The sequence below is a fragment of the Acidovorax sp. WCS2018Noco2-16 genome, assembly GCF_031843945.1.
GTDB lineage: Bacteria > Pseudomonadota > Gammaproteobacteria > Burkholderiales > Burkholderiaceae_C > Paracidovorax.
Genome location: NZ_JAVTJJ010000004.1, coordinates 24,156 through 39,296, shown reverse-complemented (window position 1 = coordinate 39,296; position 15,141 = coordinate 24,156). Strand labels below are relative to the sequence as shown.

Annotated in this window: 18 protein-coding genes; 11 read left to right on the top strand and 7 right to left on the bottom strand. The window is 67.0% G+C overall.

The window, feature by feature from the left end:
- Positions 1-34: 34 nt before the first annotated feature.
- The 3 genes from RQI28_RS11250 to RQI28_RS11240 are packed head-to-tail and all read right to left on the bottom strand — an operon-like array spanning position 35 to position 2,760.
- Positions 35-598 carry a hypothetical protein gene (locus RQI28_RS11250; RefSeq protein ID WP_311222688.1) on the bottom strand — a complete coding sequence of 188 codons (564 nt, stop codon included), beginning with the start codon at positions 596-598 and terminating at the stop codon, positions 35-37.
- Between the two features lie 20 nt (positions 599-618).
- Positions 619-1,539, bottom strand: coding sequence for an ornithine carbamoyltransferase (argF, locus tag RQI28_RS11245; protein ID WP_311222687.1), 921 nt, complete (start codon positions 1,537-1,539; stop codon positions 619-621).
- A gap of 24 nt (positions 1,540-1,563) precedes the next feature.
- Complete coding sequence (locus RQI28_RS11240) at positions 1,564-2,760, bottom strand: aspartate aminotransferase family protein (RefSeq protein WP_311222686.1); 1,197 nt, start codon at positions 2,758-2,760, stop codon at positions 1,564-1,566.
- A gap of 212 nt (positions 2,761-2,972) precedes the next feature.
- Here RQI28_RS11240 and RQI28_RS11235 point away from each other — a divergent pair, with 212 nt between their 5' ends.
- Positions 2,973-3,329, top strand: a complete 357-nt coding sequence (locus RQI28_RS11235; RefSeq protein ID WP_311222685.1) for a DUF3579 domain-containing protein — start codon at positions 2,973-2,975, stop codon at positions 3,327-3,329.
- 255 nt (positions 3,330-3,584) lie between these two features.
- On the top strand, positions 3,585-4,613 hold the full coding sequence (locus RQI28_RS11230) for a TerB family tellurite resistance protein (protein ID WP_311222684.1): 1,029 nt from the start codon (positions 3,585-3,587) through the stop codon (positions 4,611-4,613).
- 114 nt (positions 4,614-4,727) lie between these two features.
- Here the strand turns inward: RQI28_RS11230 and nth are convergent, their stop codons facing one another.
- Both nth and RQI28_RS11220 read right to left on the bottom strand, forming a co-directional pair.
- Positions 4,728-5,366 (bottom strand): endonuclease III, encoded by a 639-nt coding sequence (nth, locus tag RQI28_RS11225; protein ID WP_311222683.1) that lies wholly within the window; start codon positions 5,364-5,366, stop codon positions 4,728-4,730.
- An 83-nt stretch (positions 5,367-5,449) separates the two neighbouring features.
- Positions 5,450-6,391 (bottom strand): LysR substrate-binding domain-containing protein, encoded by a 942-nt coding sequence (locus RQI28_RS11220; protein ID WP_311222682.1) that lies wholly within the window; start codon positions 6,389-6,391, stop codon positions 5,450-5,452.
- A gap of 151 nt (positions 6,392-6,542) precedes the next feature.
- Between RQI28_RS11220 and RQI28_RS11215 the strand changes: the two genes are divergently transcribed.
- From RQI28_RS11215 to RQI28_RS11190, 6 genes are all read left to right on the top strand, one after another.
- Positions 6,543-7,538, top strand: coding sequence for a tripartite tricarboxylate transporter substrate binding protein (locus RQI28_RS11215; RefSeq protein ID WP_311222681.1), 996 nt, complete (start codon positions 6,543-6,545; stop codon positions 7,536-7,538).
- Positions 7,539-7,576: 38 nt separating this feature from the next.
- On the top strand, positions 7,577-8,452 hold the full coding sequence (locus RQI28_RS11210) for an alpha/beta fold hydrolase (RefSeq protein ID WP_311222680.1): 876 nt from the start codon (positions 7,577-7,579) through the stop codon (positions 8,450-8,452).
- A 19-nt stretch (positions 8,453-8,471) separates the two neighbouring features.
- Positions 8,472-9,668 carry a PLP-dependent aminotransferase family protein gene (locus RQI28_RS11205; protein ID WP_311222679.1) on the top strand — a complete coding sequence of 399 codons (1,197 nt, stop codon included), beginning with the start codon at positions 8,472-8,474 and terminating at the stop codon, positions 9,666-9,668.
- Between the two features lie 110 nt (positions 9,669-9,778).
- A complete protein-coding gene (locus RQI28_RS11200) occupies positions 9,779-10,000 on the top strand; it encodes a SlyX family protein (protein WP_311222678.1) in 222 nt (73 codons plus the stop codon).
- Positions 10,001-10,053: 53 nt separating this feature from the next.
- Positions 10,054-11,052 (top strand): aldo/keto reductase, encoded by a 999-nt coding sequence (locus tag RQI28_RS11195; protein ID WP_311222677.1) that lies wholly within the window; start codon positions 10,054-10,056, stop codon positions 11,050-11,052.
- Positions 11,053-11,176: 124 nt separating this feature from the next.
- The gene (locus RQI28_RS11190; protein ID WP_311222676.1) at positions 11,177-11,557 is read left to right on the top strand and encodes a DUF6172 family protein; all 381 of its coding nucleotides are present in this window, start codon (positions 11,177-11,179) and stop codon (positions 11,555-11,557) included.
- A 23-nt stretch (positions 11,558-11,580) separates the two neighbouring features.
- Here the strand turns inward: RQI28_RS11190 and RQI28_RS11185 are convergent, their stop codons facing one another.
- Positions 11,581-12,951 carry a DEAD/DEAH box helicase gene (locus RQI28_RS11185; RefSeq protein ID WP_311222675.1) on the bottom strand — a complete coding sequence of 457 codons (1,371 nt, stop codon included), beginning with the start codon at positions 12,949-12,951 and terminating at the stop codon, positions 11,581-11,583.
- 152 nt (positions 12,952-13,103) lie between these two features.
- On the opposite strand from RQI28_RS11185, the gene RQI28_RS11180 reads away from it, so the two are divergent.
- Together RQI28_RS11180 and RQI28_RS11175 are read left to right on the top strand one after the other, a co-directional pair.
- Positions 13,104-13,472 (top strand): translation initiation factor Sui1, encoded by a 369-nt coding sequence (locus tag RQI28_RS11180; RefSeq protein WP_311222674.1) that lies wholly within the window; start codon positions 13,104-13,106, stop codon positions 13,470-13,472.
- Positions 13,473-13,489: 17 nt separating this feature from the next.
- Positions 13,490-13,750, top strand: coding sequence for a DUF3820 family protein (locus tag RQI28_RS11175; protein WP_311222673.1), 261 nt, complete (start codon positions 13,490-13,492; stop codon positions 13,748-13,750).
- A 13-nt stretch (positions 13,751-13,763) separates the two neighbouring features.
- Here RQI28_RS11175 and ytfE read toward each other — a convergent pair whose 3' ends face one another.
- Positions 13,764-14,504, bottom strand: a complete 741-nt coding sequence (gene ytfE / locus RQI28_RS11170) for an iron-sulfur cluster repair protein YtfE (RefSeq protein WP_311222672.1) — start codon at positions 14,502-14,504, stop codon at positions 13,764-13,766.
- A 109-nt stretch (positions 14,505-14,613) separates the two neighbouring features.
- Between ytfE and RQI28_RS11165 the strand changes: the two genes are divergently transcribed.
- Positions 14,614-15,096 carry an Rrf2 family transcriptional regulator gene (locus tag RQI28_RS11165; protein WP_311222671.1) on the top strand — a complete coding sequence of 161 codons (483 nt, stop codon included), beginning with the start codon at positions 14,614-14,616 and terminating at the stop codon, positions 15,094-15,096.
- Positions 15,097-15,141 lie beyond the last annotated feature (45 nt).

Sequence of the window (15,141 nt, the reverse complement as noted above, 5' to 3'; positions counted from 1 at the left end):
GTATCAAGCGCTAGAGGCTGTTTTGGCTTGAATTTCAGGTGGCCGGCGCCACCGCTGCCGTGCTGGCTGCCTTGGCGATGCGTTGCAGCAGCCGCCTGCGGATCAGCCCGCCCACGGGCCGAATCAACCACCAGTAGGGCGCAAAGCGCCGCCGGCTCAGCGCATCGGGGCAGTGCACCCGTGTTTCCGTGGCCAGCAGCGTGGCGCCATCGGGCAGCGGGGTGGCGGTGACGTTCATCACCAGCCGGGCGAACCCGGGCGCATCTGCCGATGCGGGCGCATGCCAGGGCACCAGGCCGTAGTCCGCTTGCCAGAAGCGGCCCGCCAGGCCGAAAGCCAGTTCACGGTCGCCATCGCGCCCCAGCGGCGTGAAGTCCGCCAATCCAAACACCCGCGCCGGCAGCGCCGTGGGGCGGCCCAGGCGTGCCAGCAGGCGGGCCGGCGCCTCGCGCAGCGCAATGCAGCGTTCGATGAAGGGGTCGTCGCCTATCGCCGGGTCTGCCGCGCAGTCCAGCAACGCACCTGGCCGTGCCCGCACCCGCAGCGTGTGCCGCTCGGCGAAGTCATGCGTTGGTAGATGCTGGTCAATCAGGGGCAAGGGAACGACCAGCAGTAAGTTCAGTCGATGCGACCAAGCAACAAGTACTCCATGAGTGCCTTTTGCGCGTGCATTCTGTTTTCCGCCTCATCCCACACCACCGACTGCGGGCCGTCGATCACGTCGGCTTCCACCTCTTCGCCCCGGTGGGCTGGCAGGCAGTGCATGAAGAGGGCGTTCGGCTGGGCGACGCCCATCATCTCGGTGTCCACGCACCAGTCGGCAAACGCCTGCTTGCGCGCTTCGTTCTCGGCCTCGTAGCCCATGCTGGTCCACACGTCGGTGGTGACCAGGTCGGCGCCGCGGCAGGCATCCATCGGGTCCTTGAAGACTTTGTAGCAGCCGGTGCGCGGCGTGCGGTCGCCAAAGGCGAGCTTCTCGTCGATCTCGTAGCCGCCGGGCGTGCTGACGTGCACGGTGAAGCCCAGCAGGTCGGCCGCCTGCAGCCAGGTGTTGGCCATGTTGTTGCCATCGCCCACCCAGGCCACCACCTTGCCCTGAATGGAGCCCCGGTGTTCGATGAAGGTGAAGATGTCCGCCAGGATCTGGCACGGGTGGAATTCGTTCGTCAGCCCGTTGATGACCGGCACGCGCGAGTGCTCGGCAAAGCGGGCGATTTTTGCCTGCTCGTAGGTGCGGATCATCACCAGGTCGGTCATGCGGCTGATGACGCGGGCGCTGTCTTCGATGGGCTCGGCGCGGCCCAACTGGCTGTCGCCCGTGGTCAGGTGCACCACGCTGCCGCCCAGTTGGTACATGCCGGCCTCGAAGCTCACGCGGGTGCGGGTGCTGGCTTTTTCAAAGATCATGGCCATCGTGCGGTCGGCCAGCGGGTGGTACTTTTCGTAGCTCTTGAACTTGCCCTTGATGAGCGCGGCACGGCCGAACAGGTAGGCGTATTCGTCAGCGGAAAGATCGTTGAATTGCAGGTAGTGCTTCATAACGGAGGGTTCATTCCGAAAGGTTCATTCGGCCAGCAGCGTCTTGACCAGGGGGGCCAGCAGGCTCACGATTTCGTCGGCCTCTGCCCGCGTGAGGATGAGCGAGGGCACCATGCGGATGACGGTGTCTGCCGTCACGCTGAGCAGCAGGCCCGCTTCGGCCGCCTGGCCCACCAGCGCGCCGCAAGGTTGGGTCAGCTCCACGCCGATCATCAGGCCCTGGCCGCGAATCTCTTTCACGCCGGGCAGGCCGCCGAGTTCGCGCTCCAGCGCGGCCTTCAGGTAGGCGCCCACGTCGGCCGCGTTCTGCAGCAGGCCGTCTTCTTCCATGATGCGGATGGTTTCCACGCCGGCCCGCATGGCCAGCGGGTTGCCGCCGAAGGTGGTGCCGTGGTTGCCGGGGCCAAAGATGTGCGCGGCCTTGGGGCCGGCCACCACCGCGCCGACGGGTACGCCCGAGGCCAGGCCCTTGGCCAGCGGCATCACGTCCGGCAGGATGCCCGCCCACTGGTGCGCAAACCACTTGCCGGTGCGGCCCATGCCGCACTGCACTTCGTCGATCATCATCAGCCAGTCGCGCTCGTCGCACAGCTTGCGCAGCTGCTGCAGGTAATCGATGCGCATCGGGTTCACGCCGCCTTCGCCCTGGATGGTCTCGAAGAACACCGCCACCACATTGGGGTTGCCTTCAGTGGCCTGCTTGATGGCCTCGATGTCGTTCATCGGCACGCGGATGAAGCCTTCGACCAGCGGGCCGAACCCGGCCTGCACCTTGGGGTTGCCCGTGGCCGACAGCGTGGCGATCGAGCGGCCGTGGAAGGCCTTCTCATAGACCACCACCACTGGCATGTCGATGCCCTTGTCGTGGCCGAACTTGCGCGCCAGCTTCAATGCGGCTTCGTTGGCTTCCAGGCCCGAATTGCAGAAGAACACGTTGGTCAGGCCCGAGCGCTCGACCAGCATCGACGCCAGCTCTTCCTGCAGCGGCACGTGGTAGTAATTGGAGCTGTGGATCAGCTTGGCGATCTGGTCTTGCAGTGCAGGCACCAGCTTGGGGTGGTTGTGGCCTACCGTGTTTACCGCGATGCCGCCCAGCGCGTCGATGTACTGCTTGCCGTTCACGTCCCACACACGCACGCCGTCGCCGCGCTCCAGGGCAATGGGCAGGCGGCCATAAGTGTTCATCACGTGGGGCGAGGCGGCCGGGACAAGAGCGGTCATGCGGAAATCTCCAGACAAATGCAAAAAACGAATCACGATTCTAGGGTGTGACACATGGCAGGATGTTGACGATTGCGCATCACTGCCATGCGCGCTGGCCGCGTGCCAAGCGTGAACGATGAGGGGCTTTTAAGGGTTAGCTCTTATATAAGAGTTAGAATGCCGGATTGTCGGCAACCCTATGCCGTGAGCCCCCAACGACTCCGACCCCGATGGTTTCTCCCTCCTCCAAAGAAGTCTTCATACAAGGCGTCACCCAAGACGGGAAGACCTTTCGTCCCAGCGATTGGGCGGAGCGTCTGGCAGGGGTCATGAGCCAGTTCCGCCCCGGCGGCGCGCGGCCTGGCAGCCACCTCAGCTATTCGCCCTGGTGCGTGCCCACCACCCTCGACGGCGTCAAGTGCGTGGTCGTGCACCGCGACCTGCAGGGCCACGAACCCATGGCCTGGGACTTCGTCATCAACTTTGCGCGGGACAACAATCTGCAGGTGGCCGAGGCCTGCCTGCTGCCTGACGAATTGCCACCCGTGTCGCCCGCCGCACCGACGCTTGCCCCGCCCAAGGCCTGATTCGCAAGCGGCCCGCATTCGGGCTGCCGGTTGTCGTATCTCTTGAAATCGTCCGGCCAGCGCGCAGCCGGTTGAAAAACCGCGACCAGCGCTCATCTGCAAGCCTTCACGGCTGCCGCGCGCGTCCATTACCTGTGGCTCCAGCGCGGTCGGCCGGGTTCGTCGCCCCTGCATAACAACGCTTAAAGCGCAGGGTTCTGCCGTGGGCGCATTCGCGTCCTGCGGCCTCCCTTCCTACTACGAGAGCCTTTGCACATGCAGCCAGAACATACCCGCGCCGTCATGGCCATCAGCCTGATGGCCGCCTTTGCCGACGAACACAAGGACGAGCGCGAGCGCGACCACCTGCGCGAGATGGCCGAGTCGCTCAGCGCCGGCAGCGGCCTGGATCTGATGAAGCTCTACCAGGACGTGCTGCTCAAGCGCGTGCGCCTGGAGGACGCCACCGCCGCGCTGGACACCGCCGAGCTGCGTCAGCTGGCCTACGAGATGGCCGTGGGCGTGTGCGATGCCGACGGCGTGTGTAACGACACGGAAAAGGCGTTCTTGCAGAAGCTGGCAACGGCCTTGCAGGTGCCTGCCGACCAGGCGCGCGAGGTGGTCAGCCAGGCCGATGCGCTGGCCAGTGCGCCGCTGCGCGCCGAGCCGGTCGAGGCCGAGGCGTGGGGCAGGGCGCCTGCCGCAGCCGCCGCTGGGGCCGCGGCCGCAGTGACAGCGGTCGCCGCCGCCCCAGCTGCCGCGGGCGCGCCGACCATCAACGCCGCATCGGTCAGCGACGCCGAGATCGATTCGATGATCCTCAACGCGTCCATCCTCAACGGGGCGCTGGAGCTGCTGCCGCAATCGCTGGCCTCCATGGCCATCATTCCGCTGCAGACGCGGCTGGTCTACCGCGTCGGCAAGGTCTACGGCTACGAGCTAGACAAGCGCCACATCACCGACTTTCTGGCCACGGTCGGCGTGGGCCTGACGTCGCAGTACGTCGAGCAGTTCGGCCGCAAGCTCGTCGGCGGGCTGCTGGGCAAGGTGATGGGTGGCATGGGCCGTGCGGTGGGCAGCGCTGCCACGGGCTCGGCGTTTTCGTTCGCCAGCACGTATGCGCTGGGTAAGGTGGCGCAGCGGTACTACGCGGGCGGGCGTACGCTGAGCGGCGATGCGCTGAAGTCGTCGTTCTCGCGCACGGTGGACGAAGCCAAGGGCCTGCAGCAACGCTATGCGCCGCAGATCCAGGACAAGGCCAAGGGCCTGGATCTGGGCAAGCTGATGCGCGAGCTGCGGGCCTGAGGCAGTCATTGCGCTAGTTGCTATTATTTTAATAGCTGCTTGCGCTTATCCATCAAGCGCTAGAGGCCTAAAAGGCTTGAAGTTCACCTTGCAGGCCGGCCCTGCACAGCGCTGTCAGGGCGCAGGCGTCTTGGGCCGGTAGTCGCACCAGGGCGCCACCACGCATTCCCAGCAGCGCGGCTTGCGCGCCTGGCAGACGTAGCGGCCCAGCAAGATCAGCCAGTGGTGCGAGTCCACTGCATAGGCAGCCGGCACGCGTTTGAGCAATTGCAATTCAACCGCCAACGGCGTCTTGCCGGGCGCCAGGCCCGTGCGGTTGCTGACGCGAAAGATGTGCGTGTCCACCGCCATGGTGGGCTGCCCGAAGGCCACGTTCAGCACCACGTTGGCCGTCTTGCGGCCCACGCCGGGTAGCGCCTCCAGTTCTTCACGCGTGCGCGGCACCACGCCGCCGTGGTGCTCCACCAGCAGGCGGCAGGCTTCCATCAGATGGCGCGCCTTGCTGCGAAAGAGGCCAATCGTCTTGATGTAGCCCTCCAACCCTTCCAGCCCCAAGTCCAGGATCGCCTGCGGCGTGTTCGCCACCGGAAACAGCCGCCGCGTGGCCTTGTTCACGCCCACGTCGGTGGCCTGGGCCGACAGCAGCACGGCGGCCAGCAGCTCGAACACGGTGGTGTATTCCAGCTCGGTGTTGGGCATCGGGTTGGCGGCCTTCAGGGCGGCGAAAAAGGGTTCGATGTGCGCGGTTTTCATCGGGGAAAAGTGATTCGGCTGCAGTCAACGGCGGGTGTCGTGGGGCCCGGGTGCGGCATTGTCCCGCACGCTGGCGAAGGCGCTCAAGCCAGCGGTGCGAACTGCCCGCGCAGGAAGTCGCTGAGCTGCTGGGCCGCAGGCGCCGCGTGCGATGCGGGCTGCAGCAGGCCCAGCGGCTGCATGGGGTATTCGCCCGCCACGCGCAGCTCCACCACCTGCCCCGTCTTCATCAACGGCGACACCAGGGTCAGCGGCAGCACGGCCAGCAGGTCGTGTTCCAGCAGCAGCCACCACATCATGGTGGGCGTGCGGGTGATGAGCGGGTGCAGCTTCAGCGGTGCGGTGCATCGCGCGGCGATGTCGTCCAGCCGCTCGCGGGCCGCGGACCCCGTGGGCAACGCCATCCATTGCGCGCCCTGCAGGTCTGCGGCGTTGGCACTGCCGGCGGGCGCCAGCGGGTGCTGCCGACGGCAGACGATGGCAAAGCGATCGGCCAGCAGCGGGTGGAAAGTCCATCGCTCGGGTGTCACCGCCGGTTGCCGGCAGGCGATCAGATCGACCTCGCCACGCGCCAGCGCCAGCAGCTGCTCGTCACCCTCGGCTTCGCGCAAGTGCACCTGAATGCCGGGCCAGCGCTGATGAAACTCCGCCAGGTGGTCGATCAGCAGCCCGTGGGTGGCAGAGATTGACGCCAGCAGCCGCACCTGGCCTTCGCCCTGGCGATGGCGCGCCTCCACAGCCTGGGCCGTGTCCTGAATGCCCAGCAGCACCTGCCGCGCCAGCGGCAGCAGGTCGCGGCAGGCATCGGTGGGGTGCACGCCCTTGGCATGGCGATGGAACAGCGGCGTTTCCAGCAGTGCCTCCAGATAGGCCAGCGTCTGGGTGACGGATGACTGCGTCACGCCGATGGCGTCGGCCGTGCGCTGCACGCTGCCCACTTCGGCCAGCCGCAGCAGGATCTGCAGGTGCCGGAACTTGCCCCGGGCCAGCAGGCGATTGAGCAGCGTAGTGGCGGTGAGGGTCATGCTATTAGTCCTTCTAATGACGTGCCCTCAAATGTAATTTCCTGACCTGCCGGTGCAGCAACGAAGATGCACTCAGCGCACCGGCTGACCCCTGGGCGCCGACCGCTTGCCCAACGCAGCGGCACCATAAAAATCTGAACGGAGACAAGCCATGACATTCCTTGACCGACGCACGGCCAGCCGGGCGATTGCCTGCACGGCGCTGGCCGCATGGGCCGCCATGGCCGGGCCTGTGGCTGCGCAGCCTGCGGACTGGCCCGACAGGCCCATCCGCGTGATCGTGCCCGCGCCACCGGGCGGCGCCTATGACGCGACGATGCGCCCGCTGGCGCAGGAGCTGTCCCTGGTGCTCAAGCAGCCCGTGGTGATCGAGAACAAGCCCAGCGCCGGCAACATCGTCGGCGCGCAGGCGGGCGCCAAGGCCGCGCCGGATGGCTACACGCTCACGATGACCGGCATGGTCAACACCATTTCGGCCGGCCTGTTCGACAACGTTCCCGTCGACATCGCCACGGACTTCGCCCACATCGGCACCATCGGCGCGGCCGCGCAGTGGCTGGTGGTGCGCAGCGATTCGGGTATCGCGTCCGTGCCCGACCTCATCGCCAAGGCCCGGCGCGAGCCCGGCCGCATCGATTACGCCAGCTCGGGCGCCGGCAGCACCGGGCACCTGCTGGTCGAGCTTTTGCAGCGCAGCGCCAACATCACCCTGACCCACGTGCCGTACAAGGGCGGCGCACCCGCGCTGCAGGACGTGCTGAGCGGCGTGGTCTCGGTCATCGTGGTGCCGCCCAACACGGCCATTCCGCATGTGAAGGCCGGCAAGCTGAAGCTGCTGGCCATCTCTACCCGCAGCCGCAACGCCAGCTACCCCGACGTGCCCACGTTCGAGGAGCTGGGCTACCCGCAAATGACCGTCAGCTCGTGGGTGGGCCTGTCGGCTCCGCGGGGCACACCCGACGCCATCGTGCAAAAGCTCAATGCCGCCTTGAGCACCAGCCTGTCGAACGCCGCGCTGCGCAATCGGCTCGAATCCGACGGCATGACGCCGATGACCATGACACCGGTGCAGTTCAGCGATCTGGTGCGCCAGGACGTGGACCGGTGGGGCCAGCTCACCCGCAGCCTCAAGCTGAAGGCGAACTGAAGGTTCTTTCTTCTTCCCCACTTTTTTCTGAACAAGTCATGCCCTTCGCTCCATCGCACGGCCGCGACATCTACTACGAACGCCACGGACAGGGCCCGGCCGTGCTGTTCTGCCATGGCGCCGGCTCCAATGCAGCGACCTGGTGGCAGCAGCTGCCAACCGTCTCCCGCGAATTCACCTGCATCACCATCGACACGCGCTGCTTCGGGCGATCCGTCGCACCGCTGGAAGAGTTCGACCTGGCGCTGTTCGTGGACGATGTACTGGCCGTTCTGGACGCCGAACGCATCGACCGCGTGGCGCTGGTGGGGCAGTCGCTGGGCGGCATGATCGGCCTGCGCATGGCGCTGCAGCACCCCGGGCGCGTGTCGACCTTCGTGGCCTGCGACACGTCGCTGGCGGTGGACCATCCCGCGCTGATCGACGCGATGGCACGGCGTGCGGTAGCCGCGCAGGCGCTGACGGTGGAGGAGCGGTCGCTGGGCCGCTGGTTTCTGCAGAACCACCCCGAACGCGCGGCGCTCTACGCGCAGATCAACCACTTCAACCCCAGTGCCTACGCCTTCACCAGCGAGGGCTGGGGCGCTGCCGTGTCAGGCCTGATGGCACCGCACAACCTGCTGCCCATGGACCGGCTGCGCGACGTGGCCTGCCCCACGCTGCTGATCGTCGGCAGCGAGGACCCGCTGGTGCCCGTGGACGTGGTGCATGAATTCGCCCGGCACATTGCGCACAGCGAGGTGCGCGTGATCGACCAGGCCGGCCATTCCGCGTATTTCGAGAAGGCCGACGAGTTCAACGGCCACTTGATGGACTTCCTGCGCCGTTACGCAGTCGGCGCCCCGCAGGTTTTGAGCGCCCGGTGCTCGGACGGCAATGCTCCCGGATGGCGCGACAATGGCGCTTTCCACTGACCGCTGCGCGTTCCTTGTCATGCAATTCGCCGACCGCCTCAACAACGTAGAAACCTCCGCCATCCGCGAACTCTTCAAGCTGCTGGGCAAGCCCGGCATCATCAGCTTTGCGGGCGGCTTTCCAGACAGCGCCATGTTCGACGTGGAAGGCCTGCGCGCCGCCAGCGCCAAGGCGTTGGACGAGGAGCCTGGAGCGGCCCTGCAGTACGGCGCCACCGAAGGCTACAACCCGCTGCGCGAACAACTGGCCGCGCTGATGGCCGCCAAGGGCGCGACGGATGTGGCGCCCGAAAACCTCATCGTCACCACCGGCAGCCAGCAGGCGCTGGATCTGCTGGGCAAGACGCTCATCAGCCCCGGCGACAAGGTGATCGTGGAAGGGCCCACCTTCCTCGCCACCATCCAGTGCTTTCGCCTGTACGGCGCCGAGCTCATCAGCGCGCCCATCGATGCCGATGGCGTGAAGACGGACGAGCTGGAGCGGCTGATTGCCGAGCACCAGCCGAAGTTCGTCTACCTCATTCCCACCTTCGGCAACCCCAGCGGTGCCACGCTGAGCCTGGAGCGCCGCCGCCAGGTGCTGGAGATGGCCGTGCGCCACCAGACGCTGGTGGTGGAAGACGACCCGTACGGCGACCTGTACTTTGGCGAAGCGCCGCCTGCCAGCCTGCTGAACCTGTCGGCCAGCGTGCCGGGCAGCCGCGACCTGTTGGTGCACTGCGGGTCTTTGAGCAAGGTGCTGTCGCCCGGCCTGCGGGTGGGCTGGATGATTGCGCCGCCCGAACTGCTGGCCAAGGCCACCATGTGCAAGCAGTTCAGCGACGCGCACACCAGCACCTTTGCGCAGGCCACCGCCGCGCAGTACCTGAAGGCCGGCCGCATGCCGGCCACGCTGGAACAGGTGCGCGGTGTGTATGCCGAGCGCGCGCAGGCTATGGGCGATGCGCTGCGCACCGAACTGGGCGACGCCATCACCTTCGTGCAGCCACGCGGCGGCCTGTTCTTCTGGGCGCGGCTGACGGGTGCCGGCGGCAAGGTTGCCGACGGCAACGTGCTGGCAAAGCGAGCCATCGACAAGGGCGTGGCCTTCGTGCCCGGCACACCGTTCTTCTGCGCGCAGCCCGACCACGCCACGCTGCGCCTGTCGTTTGCCACGGCCGACGTGCAGAAAATCCGCGACGGCGTGGCGCGGCTGGGCCAGGCAGTCGTGGGCTGACGGCCCCCCACCCGTTGGGGTGAGCAATTCAAGGGCGCCACGGGCGCCCTTTTGCTTTTGCTTTCCTCCCGCCCTGGAGCAGGGGCGCCCGGATGCGTTCCAATACGCCCATGTCCGCACCTCACCCCACCGAGCAGCGCCTGGATGATCTGGAGATCAAGGCCAGCTACACCGAAGATCTGCTCGACCAACTCAATCTCACCATCTACCGCCAGCAGCAGGAGATCGATGCGCTGGCGCGCACCGTGGCGCTGCTGCGCCAGCAGATGCCCGAAGCGGGCGGCGGCGCTGACGCGCGCAACCTGCGCGACGAGTTGCCCCCGCACTACTGAACTGAACTGAACTGAACTTGGCGCTTCAGCGCGCGTTGAAAGGCTTGGATTCCATGCAGTACCGCCATTTGGGCAAAAGCAACTTGAAGGTGTCGGCCCTGTGCTTGGGCACCATGATGTTCGGTGACCAGACCAGCCGTGCAGATGCCACAGCCATCGTGTCCGACGCGCGGCACCGGGGCATCAACTACATCGACACGGCCGACGTGTACACCAAGGGCGCGTCGGAGACCATGGTGGGCCAGCTGCTGCAGGGCCAGCGCCACGAATGGGTGCTGGCCACCAAGTTGGGCAACCGCATGTCCGACGCGGTGAATGAAGGCCATTACTCGCGCAGCTGGATGCTGCGCGAGGTGGACTGCAGCCTGGAGCGCCTGCGCACAGATCATGTCGACGTGCTGTATCTGCACCGGGACTACCCCGGCATGGACCTGCAGGAGGCGCTGTTCGCGCTCGAGGCGCTGCTACGCGCCGGCAAGATCCGCTACTGGGGCGTGTCCAACTTTCGCGCCTGGCGCATCGCCGAGCTGGTGCACGGCGCACGCCAGCTGGGCATGCCCGGCCCGGTGGTGTGCCAGCCGTACTACAACCTGCTCAACCGCATGCCCGAGGTCGAGATCCTCCCCGCCTGCCAGCACTACGGCATTGGCGTGACGCCATACAGCCCCGTTGCGCGCGGCGTGCTCACCGGCAAGTACCTGCCGGGCCAGGCGCCGCAGGAAGGCACGCGCGCCGGACGCGGCGACAAGCGCATGGCGGAAACGGAATTCCGCAATGAATCACTGGTGCTGGCCCAGCAGCTCAAGCAGCATGCCGAAGCACGCGGCGTGACGCTGGCGCAATTCGCCACCGCCTGGGTGCTGGCGCACCGTGCGGTCAGCTCGGTCATCGCCGGCCCGCGCACGCTGCAGCAGTGGCAGGACTACGCCCCCGCGCTGGGCTACACCGTCACGCCGGAAGACGAGGCACTGGTGGATTCGCTGGTGGCGCCCGGCCACCCGTCCACCCCGGGCTACACCGACCCGGCCTACCCGGCGCCGGCACGCGTGTAGCGGTGCGTGGGGCAGCGGTCAGACCGGTTTTGGGCATGAAAATGCCCTCCAGCGCCCGCTGATCAAGCGCTAAATGCTATAAAAATAATAGTATCGAGTGGTGCGTGCCGGGTTACGATCCGGCATGCGAAAGACTTTTCAGCTCCACATCGAAGGCAAGAACCGCGACCGGCTTCTGGACGCGGCACGCCATGACATCCACCGCTACCTGCGCCGCGAACGCCGCCGCAGCCTGCCCGAAGGCGCCCGTTTCTGGGACTTCGACTGCCGCTTCGGCACCACGCAAGACGACGCCACCAGCGTGTACGAAGAAGACATCAAGGGCTTGATCGACGGCGTTGCTGAATCGGGCGCTGCGCAGTTCTATGTCGAGATCGTCGCCAAACCGGGTGAAGGCGAGCCCCGCAAGCGCGCGTCTTCAGGCGGCGCGCAACACGAAGAAGACGACAGCGATGGTGACGGAGCCGCGGGGGGTGAGGGTGGCGACAGTGGCGACGGCGACTGAGCTGCGCTCTCCGCCGTCAGCTGTCAGCTTCCTGATCCATCAGCCGGGCCGTCTTCGGCTCGCGCCTGCGCCGCGGCAGCAGCCGCCCGCAGCTTGTCCTTCTTGCTCGGCCGCGATCCCTTGATGCCGCCAGTGCCAGGTGGGTTCTTGCCAGGCCGCTGCGGCACCACGGCTGCGGTGTCCGGTGGGGTTTCTCCATCAGCCGACGCAACCGGAGCAGCCGCCTGCAATGCAGGCAGCACGGTTTCAAAACCGGCGATCTGCTCGATGGGCAACGACAAGCCTTGCCGCCGCGCGATCAGTTGCCAGTGCGCGTGCGCCTCGGGCGTGATGAAGGTCACCGCCGCCCCGCTGGCGCCGGCCCGGCCGGTGCGGCCGATGCGGTGCACGTAGTCGGCTGCGGCGCGGGGCAGGTCGTAGTTCACCACGGCAGGCAAGTCGGCGATGTCGATACCGCGCGAGGCCAGATCGGTGGTCACCACCACTTGCCAGCGCTCGTCCTTGAACTCCTGCAGCACCTGGCGGCGCGCGCCCTGGCTCAGGCCGCCGTGGAAGGGCGAAGCGAAAACGCCGGCCTTGTAGAGCTTTTCGGCCACATGTTCGGCTGCGTACTGCGTGGCCACGAACACCAGCACCCGGCTCCAGCCGGCTTCTTTCACCAGATGCTTGAGCAACTGCGTGCGGCGCTTGTCTTCGACCGCAATGGCGCGCTGGGCGATGTCGGGCGTGGTGCCGGCCTCGTGCGGCACTTCGACGCGCAGTGGGTCTTGCAGCAGGCCTTCGGCCAGGTGCTCCACCTCCTGGGGGAAGGTGGCGGAGAAAAGCAGGTTCTGGCGTTTGGTAGGCAGCAGGGCCAGCACGCGGGCCAGTTCTTCCGCGAAGCCTAGGTCCAGCAGCCGGTCGGCTTCGTCCAGCACCAGCGTCTGCACCTGCGCCAGCGAGAGTGCGTTGTGGTCCACCAGATCCAGCAGCCGCCCGGGCGTGGCGACGATGACGTCGGCACCGCCACGCAGCGCCATCATCTGCGGGTTGATCGATACACCGCCGAAGGCGACGGCCACTTTCAGCCGTTCGGCCTGCAGATGGCGGGCCAGGTCGCGCAGCACCTCACCCACCTGCACGGCCAATTCGCGCGTGGGCACCAGCACCAGGGCGCGAGCGCGGCGGGGGCCATCGCCGGGGCCGGCCACCTGCGCGTGGGGCAGGATCTGCTGCAGCAGCGGCAGGCCGAAGGCCGCCGTCTTGCCGGAGCCCGTCTGCGCGCAACCCAGCAAGTCGCGGCCCTCCAGCACGGCTGGAATGGCCGCGGTCTGGATCGGCGTGGGCGTGGTGAAGCCCAGGGCGTTGGCGGCGTGAACGAGGGCGGGCGAGAGGCCGAGGGCGGCAAAGGGCATGGCGGAAAGCGGTTGGCGCGCGCGGCGCGGTGGCAAAAGCAAAGGCGCGATTGTGCGGCACGCACCGGGCGCCGGGATAATCGAGCCATTCCCGCAACCCCGTCACCGCGCCCCATGCAGACCCTTGCCGCCATCTTCCACCGGAGCCCGCCATGCCTTTGAGCGATCTGGGCAGGCTGGTCTATTCCACCGACGCCGGGCGCATGTGCCCCGACTGCCGCAAGCCGGCTGCCCAGTGCAGCTGCGCCGCAGACCGCGCGGCGGCGGCGCTGCTGGCCGGCGACGGCATCGTGCGGGTGTCGCGTGAAACCAAGGGCCGGGGCGGCAAGGCGGTGACGCTGGTCAAGGGCGCGGCGCTGCCGGCGGCAGAACTGGCTCAGCTGGGCAAGCAGCTGAAGGCCGCTTGCGGCACGGGCGGCACCGTCAAGGACGGCGTGATCGAGGTGCAGGGCGACCATGTGGAGCGCGTAATGCAGTCGCTGAAGTCGCTGGGCCACACGGTCAAGCGGTCGGGCGGCTGACGGCAGGTGGCCCGCTGATGAACACGGAACAGCTCGAACGCCTGGTCACCGTCGTCATGCCGTTCGGCAAGCACAAGGGCACGGCGATTGCCGACCTGCCGGGCAACTACCTGAACTGGTTTGCGCGCGAGGGCTTTCCGCCCGGCGACATCGGCCGCCTGCTGGCGCTGATGCAAGAGATCGACCACAACGGGCTGTCGGATCTGCTGGTGCCGCTGCGCGCGGCGCACAGCGCGGGCCGCACGCAGCCCTCGGCGGGCGCTGCGAAGCGCCGCTGAGAACGCCGGCGCGTCAACCGCAGGCGCAGCCGCTAGAGCCGCAACCCTGGGCGGCGTCTGCCGCCGTCTCGAACTGTGGGAACAGCACGTTGTTTTCCAGGTGGATGTGGTTGATAAGGTCGTCGCTCAGCTGGGCAATGCCGGCATACAGCGCGCGCCAGGTGTTGCAGGCGCCCTGCGGAGGCGTGGCGTCGTGGGTCAGTGCGGCCAGGCGGTCCAGGGCTTCGCCGTGGTCGGTGTGCTCTTCGCGCATCACGCCGATGGGCTGGCCCGCCAGGGGGTGGCCCCCGGCCTTGAGCAGTGGAAACAGCATCAACTCTTCCTTGCGCATGTGTGATAGCAGTTCTGCGTGCATCGCGTCCAGCGCATCGGCCAGCCCTGCGGGCACGTCGGGGTGGTCGCGGTGCACGGCCTCCACGCGGCGCGCCATGCGGATCAGCTCGGGCAACTGCGCGCGATGCACGTCGTGATAGCGGGTGAGGATGTGGTCGATCAACTCGGTGGGCGTGCCGGCGTCCGGCAGCGTCGATGGGCGTTGCAGCGCGGCCAGTTCGTCCAGCACCGCCTGCAGATCCAGCCCCTTGTCGGCAGTGGCTTGGCGCAGGCTGATCTGACCGCCACAGCAAAAGTCCAGCTTCAGGCGGCGAAAGACGGCGGTGGAGCCGGGCAGTTGAACGGCGATCTGGCCAATTTGCTGCTCTGCGTCGATGGCAAGGAGGGTGGAGTTGGCGGCAGCGGGCAAGCGAGCGTTCATGGCATGGCTCCTGAAAGATTCTGTGGTGACGTGAGCAGTCTATTCTTTAAGATTCACTAAGAATGAATCTTTAAACGCGGGCAACCGTTCCTTTGATCCAAGACAAACCATGCGCCTGACCCAGTGGACCGACTACACCCTGCGCGTGCTGATGTATTGCGCTGCCACGCAAGGCCGGGCCTTGCCGGTAACCATCAGCGAAGTAGCCGAGCAGCACGGCATCTCGCGCAGCCACCTGACCAAGATCGTGCAGGAGCTAGCTGCCAGCGGCCTGCTGGAGACCACACGCGGGCGCGGTGGCGGCATGCGCCTGATGAAGCCGGCCAGCGACATCTATCTGGGCGCCGTGGTGCGCGCCACGGAAACCGATTTCGACATGGTGGAGTGCTTCGACCCTGCCGTGAACCAGTGCCGCCTGACGCGCCATTGCCGCCTGCAGGGCGTGTTGGCCGAGGCGACGCAGCGCTACCTTGCCGCGCTGGACGCGGTGACGCTGGCTGACCTGGTGGCGCCGGTCGCAGTGCGCACTGCAGGCGGCGCTGAGCAGCCCGTGCGATGGCATCCCGGTCTGCCAGATGCCGCCAGTTCATGATGAAAATGGCCTCTAGCGCTTGTTGGATAAGCGATGGCAGCTATA